This is a genomic window from Acinetobacter sp. BD54 (genome assembly GCF_044778325.1).
GTDB classification, from domain to species: Bacteria; Pseudomonadota; Gammaproteobacteria; order Pseudomonadales; family Moraxellaceae; genus Acinetobacter; species Acinetobacter baumannii.
This window is the reverse complement of the sequence record NZ_JANJEP010000011.1, coordinates 64,516-76,425: the sequence shown is the minus strand read 5'-3', so window position 1 is coordinate 76,425 and position 11,910 is coordinate 64,516. Positions and strand designations below refer to the sequence as shown.

The following is an 11,910-nucleotide window of genomic DNA, read 5'->3' as shown; positions in this document are numbered from 1 at the left end:
TAAAAAAACTGCTCTTAGTGAGCAGTTTTAGCGTGCATTTGCTGCTTCTCTAGAATATTAATTCCTAGTTTACAAAAAGGGTATCCCCAAAAAACAAATTTAACGCCTAAAACTGTAACATTAGCAAGCATAAATTGAACTAACGAGTAAGCACCTTCAACCGTAGACCAATTGAGAGGAGAAATAAATCTATCTAGATCCTTTCCTTCTATAAAGACAATAGTACCAAGAATGGTTAGAATACTATTATTAATCTCATCACTATATAGCCAAAAAATACAATAACAATAAAAAAAAGAAATACTTAGGAAAATAATCGGAATGAGATAATGCCAAATAATAAACTTTAAATTAATGTTCATAATTGATACCTTATTTTATATTTTACGAAACTATTATAGCTTCCAACCTAAACATTTTTCTACCAGTTTTAGTATTTGAAAGCCATAATTCTGCACTTCCTTGAAATTCATAAATAGTACTGTAAGTTAAATTTAATACAGAAACACCTACCTCTTTTTTAAGATTATTAATAATATTTTCACAATAGTATGCAGCTTCAATCGAACCAGCTTTTACAGTTCTATGCAAAATTCTATTATTACCTTCAAAAATTTTTACATTATATTTATTCATTTATCCCTCTCCAAATATTTAATTTTTGCCTATTCATTATATTTGTTTAGAGTTAGCATTACAATATGAAATATTAATTAGTTGTACTTTGTACAATTTATATTGACTTAACTAAGATTTCATCTAAAATGAGATTGTAGGTTGTTATCTATCTACAACACAGACTTAAGGTCTTATAATTAACAAAACAGTCAGATTCTTGATGAACTGATGAGGAAGGCACTTATGAAAGCAATTACAGTAAATTTTGTACAAAACCAAGCTGTACTTGAGACTCATGTTATTCACTTAACTGAAGCGAGCTATGAGCTTATCAAAGCTGAAATACTCCCTATCATTAATCAAAGCTCAAGTATTATGAGCTATCTTAAAAAGCTCAACAACGCCAAAAATATTATTCAAATTAGCTCTGCATTTCGACTTAAGAAGCATCTTCATACTTTATTGTCTGCAACCGGACAAATTAAGGACCAAAACGATTTAGCTTCGCTTCAGCATTTTGTTTTGATCTTAGGTAAAGTTTTTGATCGCTTAGTAAACCAGTACCATGAGCCAAATTTATACATTGGAGCTTATGTACTCTCAGTTACAACTTTACCTGTTCTAAACCTAGCTTTAGATACTCTAGAGGTTGATCCCGATTCTCTAGGAGCATTACATGCCTGAACCAAGTAAAAGAAATGGGGGCAAGCTGGTTAAAACCCCTTCAGAAAAAGTTGTGGATTATAGAAGGCACTGTTGCAAATAGGCTGACATGATAAGCTAAATATCTTATTTATTTCGAGATACAGCAGATGAATCCCTTCCATGGTCGGCACTTTCAAGGTGAAATCATTCTTTGGGCTGTTCGTTGGTATTGTAAATATGGCATCAGCTATCGTGAACTTCAAGAAATGCTCGCTGAACGAGGTGTGAATGTTGACCACACCACAATTTATCGTTGGGTTCAGCGTTATGCTCCAGAAATGGAAAAACGCTTACGCTGGTATTGGCGTAATCCTACAGATTTACATTCATGGCATATGGATGAGACTTATATCAAAGTGAAGGGGCGATGGACTTACCTGTATCGTGCAGTTGATCAACGTGGTCATACGATTGACTTTTACCTTTCCGCTAGACGGAACAGTAAATCAGCCTATTGTTTTTTAGGAAAGATCTTCAATACGGTGAAAAAATGGCAAATTCCACGGGTCATCAATACAGATAAAGCAGCGACCTATGGCCATGCTTTATCACGGTTAAAGCGAGAAGGAAAATGTCCAGTAGATATTGAGCACAGGCAGATTAAGTATAAAAATAATGTCATTGAATGTGATCATGGTAAGTTAAAGCGGATCATCAGGGCCACATTAGGATTCAAATCTATGAAGACGGCTTATGCCACAATTAAAGGTATTGAAGTCATGCGTGCACTACGTAAAGGACAAGCATCGTCATTTTATTATGGTCAGCCTCAAGGTGAAGTGTGTCTAATCAACAGGGTTTTCGGTCTCTAAGCACTTTTAAAAAGGAACTTCATCGACTCAAATCTCTATTTGCAACAGTGCCAGGCAGGTTTGTTGAACCTATACACGATGCCTACACAGATAGATCGGTTTTACAGATAATGTGCCGTTTTAGAGGATTCCATGCATGTCATTCATGATGCACATGCATGGAAAACTATAAGGTCTGACGGAATTATTCGTAATGAATTACAGTACGAATTGACTTACCTTCATGCATTAGATCAAAGGCTTCATTGATCTGATCCAAGCCCATCGTATGTGTCACAAATGGTTCTAATTGAATTTTACCTTTCATGGCATCTTCAACCATTCCTGGAAGTTGCGTACGACCTTTTACGCCACCAAAGGCAGAACCTAGCCATTTACGACCAGTAACCAGTTGGAATGGACGGGTAGAGATTTCCTGACCTGCGCCAGCTACACCAATAATTACGGATTGTCCCCAGCCACGGTGTGCACTTTCAAGAGCTGCACGCATCACATTCACGTTGCCAATACATTCAAATGAATGATCTACACCCCAACCAGTCATTTCGACAATGACTTGCTGGATTGGTTTGTCGTAGTCTTTAGGGTTTAAGAAGTCCGTTGCACCAAACTCTTTTGCCAGCGCAAATTTATCTGGATTCATGTCAACCACAATAATACGTCCTGCTTTAGCTTGACGTGCGGCTTGTACGACTGCCAGACCAATACCACCTAAACCAAAGACCGCAACACTATCACCTTCTTGTACTTTAGCCGTGTTGTGTACTGCACCGATACCCGTTGTGACACCACAACCCAGTAAGCAGACATGTTCGTGATTGGCTTCAGGATTGATTTTAGCCAATGATACTTCTGCCACTACCGTGTATTCACTGAACGTTGAGCAGCCCATATAGTGGTAAATCGGTTGACCATTATAGGAAAAACGAGTGGTACCATCTGGCATTACGCCTCTACCTTGAGTTTCGCGAACGGAAATACACAAGTTCGATTTTCCAGATTTACAGAATACGCACTCGCCACATTCAGCGGTGTAAAGTGGAATTACATGATCACCTGGTTTGACGCTAGTCACGCCTTCACCAACCTCAACTACGACACCAGCACCTTCATGCCCGAGAATAGCCGGAAAAACACCTTCAGGATCATCGCCAGATAAAGTAAATGCGTCTGTATGACACACACCGGTATGGGAGATCTTGATTAATACTTCACCTTTCTTCGGTGGTGCAACATCAACTTCAACAATTTGAAGAGGTTGACCAGGAGCAAACGCAACGGCAGCACGTGACTTCATGGAATAATTCCTTATACAGATCTATTTTAAATATGATTTTAGAATCTTGGCGATTTCAGCCAATTCTTCTTTTCGTTGTTGTTCTGTGGTTTCACCTGATACTAAAGTGTCCTTTAAATGAACCTCCAGCATTTCATTCATTAAACCATTAATAGCACCACGCACAGAGCATATTTGTTGCAGAATTGCACCACATTCCACATTGTCTTCTAACGCTTTTTCAATCGCTTGCGTCTGACCTTTGATCCTTCTGACGCGTAGAAGAATCTTTTTTTTGTCTTCAACCTGATTAGGCATCAGACCTCCTTATTTGCTAGCTTTTATACTATAGTACCCCATAGTATAAAAAAAGCAATATTTTTTATAAATCGAAAATCAAAAAGCTCTTTAGCGAAAATTTTCTATCCCTGTTTTTAGTTTTTTTTAAATTAACATCGTAGAGCTGATGGGCTTTGTTGCACAAAGATTTAAAAGATAACACTCTGCTCATTTGAACAGAATTCAAGTGACAACTTGGGTATGAGGACGACCTAATTCTGTAAATTTGTTCAATACGGCTATGCGTGCATGAATCTCATTCACCTGACTAGAAAAACTCCTTGCTGTTAATTTATCACCTAATAGTTTGATGCAATGCATCTTGGTTTCAACTAAACTTCGACGATGATAACCAGACCATTTTTTCCAAAGCGTTCTTCCTAAACGTTTAACTGTTTTCAGTAACTCATTCCGCTCTAAAGATCTCAATTTCTGATCTTTCCATGGTTTTGCATTTTTTCTTGGCGGAATGAGCGCATGTGCATCTCGATCTAGAATGACTTGTCTGCAGTGCTTCGTGTCATAAGCACCATCGGTATAGACCGAATCAATTCGTTCATCTAAGGGAATTTGAGCAAGTAAATCACCGAGTACTTGCGAATCGCTCACATTATTTGTAGTAAGCTGTACTGCACGTATTTGCAAGGTTTCAGCATCGATGCCAATATGAAGTGTCAGTTCCAATTTACTAAGCGACAGTTTTATAAAATATCAATAAAATACATTCAATATTCTAAAGAACTGTGCGACAAATTTACTAATCAATGTTGCGATAAGACCAAAAAAATTACACTTAACTATGCGACAAAAATAGCAACAGCTAATGTGCAAACAAACACTAGCGTATATTTTGTCGATGTATAAAACCATGAGTAAATAAGCTCATTTTTCTCAGGTTTATTGTTTAAGAGCTTTGCTAAACCGAGCAATACACAAATCAAAGTGGTAGCAATAGTTGCAAACCACAGACCTACCTTAAACCCATAAAACAACATTGATAAATTTGTAATTTCAGCATTTGAGTGAACATAAGTCATAAGAAAACTAAAAAAGAATAATCCAATTACAAATTTCCAAATGAAGATATGGACATTTGTTTTTTTCATCTAAATTCCCTTGAGCAAGCCTTATCGCATGGTTGTTTGGAATGTCGCATAGTTAATTAGAACTCACACTTCTTCATACACTGGTATAGGCATACAAAAGAGTTCCATCTAAAAAGATACATATCAAGTAGTATCAAACTCATACTAAATTACATTGCCTTCAAGAATTTTACCTCTTGCTTTATTAATTAAAAATTTTGATGCTTGTTCACCATATTTTTCATCATACGCGCTAAAACTATGCCGATACCATTCACCACATCTTTCATATCGGTCAAAATACATATCAATTACACAATATGTATCTGGCTTATTATCTAATATTTTTGCACCTTGAAGCCAAAGAAATTGAGCAATTGTCATATTGTCCAGTGTGATACTTTCATCAAGTATTAGTTCTGCTTTAAATTGCAAATAAATAGCTAAGTTTTTAACTTCATCACTTTTAGGTTGATCAAGAAATTTAATAAAAATCCCTCGATCACCAATATCATAATTATGCTTAATTTGGTACGCACTCATAGTAACCTCATTTAACATGTTGTTCTCCAGTTTACTTATCTTTGAGCTTCGCACTGATCATGCGATATACAATTTCGTGATACTTTTCCAGCTTGCTCAAGATCTCCTGATCTTCAGATTCGATTTCCTTTTCCTTTTCTTCAAAAACTAAGTTTTTGCATTTAATGAAGTCGGTTACATAGTTGTATCGCTCTTGAGCATCTGAAAATAAATCATCTTCTTCAAAATCATCACTGAAGATACTCTTTTGAGCTTCGGCCGCACATTGATCAAGTTCTAATAAGTCTTCGAATGATGGAATATCTAACGATTGAATATAGATATCATGCTGCTTTAAATGCTCTCTAACCGTTGTTGCAAACTCTTCACTATAAAGTTGGTCATCGTAAACGTTTGGAAGTGCTTCGATATATGCATTAACAGCTTCTATTGTCTCTATTTCGCTTGAATCTAAATTTAGGTATTGATCGACGATCTCATCGATAATTGTTTCGCTAGTTTTTGTTAATAGATCCTGAGAACGTTCATCCTGAATGTGATCAATTGTTTTATTTAAAACAACATCGACTTCTTCAGTATCAAGTTTAATTTCAGTAAATATTGAATCTAGAGCTCCATCGATCTCATTTGCAAAAGTTGAATCAACAACTTCATAAAAAGGAGCACTAAAGCCTGATATTTGAACTGAATCCAGCATATTTTGCATTGTACGCATAATTGCGAAGAAACCGGACTTAACATCAGTCTCGTATAATTTCGCCATTTTACTGATACTTTCAAGGTGAGTATCGACCTGATTTAGAACGCCAATGGCATGTTTTTTATAATTTGGACAACTTTGGAGGATCTTGTTCTCTGCTAACTGATAAGCAAAGTTTTTAAGCTCATTATCATATTTCTTACTATCAAAATAGGTCAGCTCTTTTTCAATCGAAACAAAATCATTTAACCGGATCTTTGCTAGTTTCGGTGGTTGTACAAACATAGTTTGAGCATGAATAGCGAATACACCACCCTCTTTACCACCATCGATCTTTTTAGCAACTACGATCGTGAACTGACCTTCTTGTTGAGATGCAATATCCTGATAACTAATCCGGTCCTGCTTTTCGATATTAACGTTTGTAGAAGATTGATAATTTATTCCCATTGCTGAAGAAGCAATGTTGTAGCCGTTTACTACTGACTGTGTCACTTGGTCCACCAGACTACGTAAACGCTGCATCGATAAACCTTCCGTACCGGAGTTGATACGTCCAAAAGTTTTAGTACCGGTGTTAGCTACAATCGCTTCACCTTCAGCTTCATCGGCAACGAAGATATCTTTAAGCTCTTGCGCTGAAAACGTTAAGCTGAATGTCAAACCACGTGCTTGAGCTGGGATCACAGACAGGCCTTTTACGATTTGATATGCCAGCTCATCTAGAACAATCTTAAAACATGTCGCTGAAGCCGTAATTTTCGCTTCAATGACATTACGTACCATGCCATCGATACGGTTCCCCAGCGCTCCTGCCATCATCTGCTTAATAGAGCCTACAAAAAGTTTACCAAGCATCCGGATTGTTGGGGGCGCATTCTGCAATGCCGGTAAAACATTGATCAAGCAACGACGGTTTAGAACTACGTCGAACATATCAATTTCGCCAGATTTGGTTCCATAGATATGACCGAAGTTAAAACTAAGATCTGAAATAGCACGAGTAAATTGCATGATTACATAACCATGCTGCTCAACACATTTTTCCGGTTGTTTGTAAAGTTTACCTTCATCAAACCCTGCTAATGATTTAAGGTAGGCACGCAGAGGTGAAACGGCCGTAATATAAATCTCACCAAAATTTTTATAATTATCATCAAAATCTTCCCCGTAAGCTGCTCGTATTAATTGATTGAGCTCTTGGTATTCAACATATGTTTTTGGCTCAAGTAATAATAATCCTCTATCCCTTAAAAAAGTTAATAAGTGTGTTGTGGCCGTTAAATAGGTAATGGTACGATCCTTCCACATGTCACCGCCAGAACCCTCAGAGTCCGCGAGAAGGTAGACGAGTTGTTCACTCAACATTGCAGCAGAAGTGTACGACATAAGATTAAATGTGTTTGTCATTTTATCTTCTTGGCGTACCAGCAAATCACGGCCAGCAGTAATGAAGTTTGTGACTAGATAATCGTCTTGACGCATGAATCGCGTCAGTAAATACATAAGTTCGGCTACAAGTTCAGTCGTACCTTTCGCATCCGATAAGATAAAACCAGAATTCTGAAGTAATGGATTCGTCAAGACCATCTTAATGGTTTCAGTTTTACCAGCACCAGTCGTACCAATTAGCAAGTCATGTACACGTTCATCACTATCACTTTTCCAGATTTGCTGATGATTTTGACGGTCAATACCGTAATAATAAACCCCCTGCCCATAAGCTTTTTCAGGGTTTTTCCTTAAATTTACTTTCCGCGCTACACCATCGAATGATCCATCTGGCATATTTGCATGCTTCGGCACCCGATAAGGCATATTGATATAGCGAAGCTGGGGTATTAAATATTTACGTGTGATCAATATTGCAATTGGCGTTGCAATTATGAGTAATAAAGGAAAAAAGAAACTTACAAAAACTACAATTGTGATCGTTATGGCAAAATACATCGACCCTTCTGACGTTTGAAGAGCTACGTGTATTTTAGTGATGATATCCCGTGTATCAACACGCTGGTCCTTCGGTTTAAATCTATCCGATGCACCTTTAAAACGTGGTGTAGCCATCATTTATCCCTATTGCTTTAAACCGGTATTTGAAAATTTACAAATGATCTTTGCATGTTGTTCTTTAGTGGCAGTAGATTCATAAGAATTAGGATCCTCCGGATTAAAAGCTGGCAGCGAATCAAGATATTCACGCAGCGGCTTTACTGTCTGGTAGTAATCATTGCCATACTTTTCCATGAAGCTTGTATATAAGTGACCGTAGGCCAATTCTGCCAAATCCTGAAGGTCTTCTGATGATTGTATTTTGCTCATATCAATCTCAACCTCTTTCTTTTGATTTAGAAAAAACAAGAGTTCAATCCAGAACTGATAAAAATGAATCGTTTCACCTAAAAATGACTCTTCTTTATCACTTTCAAAAATTAAGATCTGGATCTTATCTTGAATCTGACTTAGTGAATTACCGTGAAAATTCATGACTCAAATTTCTGAAATAAAGGAAAAAGGTTTCATAAATGAAAGCTTTTTCCTTAACCTTAATTATGCAACTCTGAGTTTTTGGCTTTGAATGAAGTTATAAGTTTTAATCGCCTCATCCACCAGTTCGGTATAAATACCCAGCTTAATATTCTCTTCCTCTTCCAGACTTAAAGCTGCTGAAGAAGTGATTTCAAGAGCACGTTGCTCTTTCAGGGTATTTACAATGGTTTTCACACCACGGGGATGCACTGTAGCCAAGATATCAATACATGTCTCCAGATCATGTTTTTTACGCATGATGCTTCGAACTGCCTGATCTTCCGGATTCGTCGTTAATAACCAAAGGCGTTTAGGCCCAATCATAGAGGTGAAGAATTGAACATATTGATCATTACGCTCGTTAATCACTTTAGAAAGGTACGTCATACCAGATGAACGTAAACCCACAATGGAAGTTAAACGTTTTTCTTGAGCTGGAGTAAGTTGTAAGTATTTCACAATGTCTTTACGTTCTTCAGGTGAACCTTGAGAACATACAACAAAACGACTGGCAGCTTTGGTAAGAATGCCAAAGTCACTGATATATTGTGAACTTAAGTAGTAAGCAATACCCCATTTACGGATCTCACGACTGTCACGCTCAAGTTCAGCAATCATAAAGTTGTCAGATTTAATGTTGTGCATCTCATCGAAAACCATATATTTTTTATCGATTTTCAGCTCTGCAACTAAATTGCTGTAATAGTCAAGATAATCTTTAGGTATCTCACCACGGGTTAAGTCTTCCTCACTGTATGCGATACGTTTTTTATAGAACATACGCACGATCTGGAAGAACAATGAGTTATTTTTACGGTTGTTTTTAACAATTACGTCTTGCAGATCCACAGAAGCAATACGCGCGTCAGAAATATCAAATTGAGTAAACGTACTAAAGTTAGGGTAATCGTTTGCTGCTTGAGAAAGAGAACGGGTTACTGCATCAAGAATATTTTCGCCGTGTGAGGTTTTATAATCACCATAAATACGCTGAATTTCTTCTTTCTTGGCAACCGTAATTAAGTCACTCAAAATTGGCATTGCATAACGGTGTGCCAAATTACGTGCACGTAAAAGCTTATTCTTTCTAACTTGTTGTATTTCTTCATTAGAAACAATTTGTTCAGCAAGTTGATGACACAATAAAGCCAGATCATGCAACGGAAGTGTTTCAGATAATGAAATTCTTAATTCACGTAAAAGTAGATCTAATTCATGTGACTGACCTGTTTGATAGATCTTTGGCTGACTTTGATCATTATCAGTAGCAAAGAATTTAAATGCTTCACGAATAATCAAAGAGATTACCGCGCTCATCTCAGGTTCAGGATGTTCGTTTTCCGCTGGAGTAACAAGCGTTACAAGGAATGCGCGGATCTGATCAAACTCGTTTGATAATGGATACTGAAGACCAACCGCAGTTTCCATCGGGTTAATTGCGTCCTTAGCACTCTTCGAGATTCGCTTATACACGCACCAATGTTTGCGTGAAGGATCTAAAGCATTCTGGATGCCATAAACCAGACCTGAAGATGACACACCAACGTCTGAAATAAAGATATAAGGTAAGCGTTCTAGACCGGCCGCCAAACAAGCTTCAAACAGCTCATCGTTCATACGCATCGATTTACCGGAACCCATCGTACCGGAAATAATGGTGTAGTTATATGCCAGCTCTTCAGAGAAGTGCTCGATACGAATTAATTTTCCGCAAGGTGTACGTTGTACCATTGTACCCTTTTTAAATGGGGAAGCTGGCCGGTCAAGAGGAAGTAAATGCAATGCATCAGGTAAAGGTGCTGGGCAAAGTGGCGCATGATGCATAGTAGATAAAGGAAAATGAGTTAAATAAGCTTTAACAGCATCTCCTGTACGCTCTAGTGGAACGGCATGTCCCCAGTTTTGTGCAGCACGCCAAAGTTTAGATCGGCGAATCTGTAAACGCTCAATACCTCTTGGAGTAGCTTCATCCCAAGTCATGAGCGAAACCTGTAAACCGACTACACAACCACCATAATCTTTATAACGCTGCAATGAATCACCAGCGGCCTTAATTTGCTGGTTTGCAGCTCCTTGCCAGCCTACTACCGCCGTTACGGCTCGTTTGATACCGATAGATGCCATCCCATCGCCAGATAACATAAATGAGACGGCATAAGGAATTGCACGACTTGAACCATCTGATGTTTCAGTTGTTTGTTGATTCATTCGGTCGAAGAAATCAATAAATGTAGGCATTACAGAAGATGTGCCTGAAAAACTTGGTGATGGAGGTGTTTTTAAAGGAATTGGAACATAGACCATATCACCGCATTGAACAGCACTTTTTGGAACAGTGATGTCTCCGGCTTTATCTTTACTGTTTAATGGAGTAATCGTCTGAGTCATTAATTGATCAGAAATACGAGGATATAAAACGTGAGACAGATCTTGAGGATCAGTACGGTTTTTCCAACGTAAAGGAATAGGCATTCCACTATTCGGCAAAAATGCTTTAAAGTTTGGATCAAAGTAGCGTGGATTCATCATACGGCCAGTTGCCGTAATAGCAGCACTTACATCTAGCTTATCTACAACCCCTTTAAAGTCTTGATGTTCAAGTTCACTAATCACACCAGATACGAATGTATCATGAATTGATTTTAACGAAGACAAGCCATGTAAAAGGTTCTGTGCATCTGACATCGGTGGAATATTGTATTTCTTAACAATATCAGCAGTTCGTCTATAATCACCGGCAATTTCGGATTTATCCAAAATTTTCGGATTGGTCATTAAAGCAAAATAGATCTCTTCATCGTAAATATACGGTGCATAAACATCACGCATTTCATCAATGAAAGAATCCAGACGAATATTGACTTTACGTGCTGTATTTTTCTGGATATCAACAATACGATTTAATTCTGAATTTACTGCATCATCACGTCTAAATAACACCATAATCTTATGGCTGTTTACTGCATTTAAATTATTCTTCAGATAGTTATTTAAGCGGTCAATTTCACCCATAAATGTTTGGTGATAATCAATTGTTGAACGAATACCTTCATACTTCAAGATCGTAACCATCGTACCGTCTTGCATGACCAAATTGAAACGACCATCAACCGTTTCTATTTCACAATAGTCATTTGCTGAAGCTTTAAACATTTTCGCAAGCGATACGAGTATCAGCTCAAGTGAAGACACTAAAGAAGAGCGTCTTTTCACTTTAGTTGGCTTGGTGTTCGCTTTAGAATTATTCGCAGTACTTCTAGTATCTGCTCTTTTTGGAGTCGCAGTGCTTACCATAGCTGATCT

At 37.6% G+C, this 11,910-nt stretch carries 11 protein-coding genes and 1 pseudogene; 2 read left to right on the top strand and 10 right to left on the bottom strand.

The annotated features are described in order from the left end of the window. Positions 1-14 precede the first annotated feature (14 nt). Both NQ782_RS16340 and NQ782_RS16335 read right to left on the bottom strand, forming a co-directional pair. Positions 15-362: a hypothetical protein gene (locus NQ782_RS16340; RefSeq protein ID WP_001024681.1), complete on the bottom strand. Its 348-nt coding sequence runs from the start codon at positions 360-362 to the stop codon at positions 15-17. 22 nt (positions 363-384) lie between these two features. Beyond that, entirely contained in the window at positions 385-636 is a 252-nt protein-coding gene (locus NQ782_RS16335; protein ID WP_001046277.1) for a hypothetical protein, read from the bottom strand. Positions 637-861: 225 nt separating this feature from the next. Here NQ782_RS16335 and NQ782_RS16330 point away from each other — a divergent pair, with 225 nt between their 5' ends. Together NQ782_RS16330 and NQ782_RS16325 are read left to right on the top strand one after the other, a co-directional pair. After that, the gene (locus tag NQ782_RS16330) at positions 862-1,302 is read left to right on the top strand and encodes a hypothetical protein (protein ID WP_000644490.1); all 441 of its coding nucleotides are present in this window, start codon (positions 862-864) and stop codon (positions 1,300-1,302) included. A 128-nt stretch (positions 1,303-1,430) separates the two neighbouring features. Then, the gene (locus NQ782_RS16325) at positions 1,431-2,135 is read left to right on the top strand and encodes an IS6-like element IS1008 family transposase (protein WP_001067790.1); all 705 of its coding nucleotides are present in this window, start codon (positions 1,431-1,433) and stop codon (positions 2,133-2,135) included. Positions 2,136-2,319: 184 nt separating this feature from the next. Here the strand turns inward: NQ782_RS16325 and NQ782_RS16320 are convergent, their stop codons facing one another. The 8 genes and pseudogenes from NQ782_RS16320 to NQ782_RS16285 all read right to left on the bottom strand — a co-directional run bounded on the left by NQ782_RS16320 (position 2,320) and on the right by NQ782_RS16285 (position 11,901). Beyond that, complete coding sequence (locus NQ782_RS16320) at positions 2,320-3,432, bottom strand: S-(hydroxymethyl)glutathione dehydrogenase/class III alcohol dehydrogenase (RefSeq protein ID WP_000842132.1); 1,113 nt, start codon at positions 3,430-3,432, stop codon at positions 2,320-2,322. A gap of 21 nt (positions 3,433-3,453) precedes the next feature. Beyond that, a complete protein-coding gene (locus NQ782_RS16315) occupies positions 3,454-3,729 on the bottom strand; it encodes a metal/formaldehyde-sensitive transcriptional repressor (protein WP_001133625.1) in 276 nt (91 codons plus the stop codon). Positions 3,730-3,933: 204 nt separating this feature from the next. Then, a pseudogene (locus NQ782_RS16310) lies at positions 3,934-4,422 on the bottom strand (IS5-like element ISAha2 family transposase); the annotation flags it as partial. A gap of 125 nt (positions 4,423-4,547) precedes the next feature. Further along, positions 4,548-4,856, bottom strand: a complete 309-nt coding sequence (locus NQ782_RS16305) for a hypothetical protein (protein ID WP_000753507.1) — start codon at positions 4,854-4,856, stop codon at positions 4,548-4,550. Between the two features lie 144 nt (positions 4,857-5,000). Further along, entirely contained in the window at positions 5,001-5,396 is a 396-nt protein-coding gene (locus NQ782_RS16300; RefSeq protein ID WP_000931461.1) for a hypothetical protein, read from the bottom strand. 13 nt (positions 5,397-5,409) lie between these two features. After that, positions 5,410-8,145, bottom strand: coding sequence for a hypothetical protein (locus NQ782_RS16295; RefSeq protein ID WP_000235147.1), 2,736 nt, complete (start codon positions 8,143-8,145; stop codon positions 5,410-5,412). A gap of 9 nt (positions 8,146-8,154) precedes the next feature. After that, the gene (locus NQ782_RS16290; protein WP_001009075.1) at positions 8,155-8,565 is read right to left on the bottom strand and encodes a hypothetical protein; all 411 of its coding nucleotides are present in this window, start codon (positions 8,563-8,565) and stop codon (positions 8,155-8,157) included. A 63-nt stretch (positions 8,566-8,628) separates the two neighbouring features. Next, positions 8,629-11,901 carry an ATP-binding protein gene (locus tag NQ782_RS16285; RefSeq protein WP_000255072.1) on the bottom strand — a complete coding sequence of 1,091 codons (3,273 nt, stop codon included), beginning with the start codon at positions 11,899-11,901 and terminating at the stop codon, positions 8,629-8,631. Between the last annotated feature and the right edge of the window lie 9 nt (positions 11,902-11,910).

Bases quoted from the DNA above. Each gene is read 5' to 3' on its own strand.
- NQ782_RS16300 (WP_000931461.1), bottom strand. From the start codon at position 5,396: ATGTTAAATGAGGTTACTATGAGTGCGTACCAAATTAAGCATAATTAT.
- NQ782_RS16320 (WP_000842132.1), bottom strand. From the start codon at position 3,432: ATGAAGTCACGTGCTGCCGTTGCGTTTGCTCCTGGTCAACCTCTTCAA.
- NQ782_RS16330 (WP_000644490.1), top strand. From the start codon at position 862: ATGAAAGCAATTACAGTAAATTTTGTACAAAACCAAGCTGTACTTGAG.
- NQ782_RS16285 (WP_000255072.1), bottom strand. From the start codon at position 11,901: ATGGTAAGCACTGCGACTCCAAAAAGAGCAGATACTAGAAGTACTGCG.
- NQ782_RS16335 (WP_001046277.1), bottom strand. From the start codon at position 636: ATGAATAAATATAATGTAAAAATTTTTGAAGGTAATAATAGAATTTTG.
- NQ782_RS16290 (WP_001009075.1), bottom strand. From the start codon at position 8,565: ATGAATTTTCACGGTAATTCACTAAGTCAGATTCAAGATAAGATCCAG.
- NQ782_RS16305 (WP_000753507.1), bottom strand. From the start codon at position 4,856: ATGAAAAAAACAAATGTCCATATCTTCATTTGGAAATTTGTAATTGGA.
- NQ782_RS16295 (WP_000235147.1), bottom strand. From the start codon at position 8,145: ATGGCTACACCACGTTTTAAAGGTGCATCGGATAGATTTAAACCGAAG.
- NQ782_RS16325 (WP_001067790.1), top strand. From the start codon at position 1,431: ATGAATCCCTTCCATGGTCGGCACTTTCAAGGTGAAATCATTCTTTGG.
- NQ782_RS16340 (WP_001024681.1), bottom strand. From the start codon at position 362: ATGAACATTAATTTAAAGTTTATTATTTGGCATTATCTCATTCCGATT.
- NQ782_RS16315 (WP_001133625.1), bottom strand. From the start codon at position 3,729: ATGCCTAATCAGGTTGAAGACAAAAAAAAGATTCTTCTACGCGTCAGA.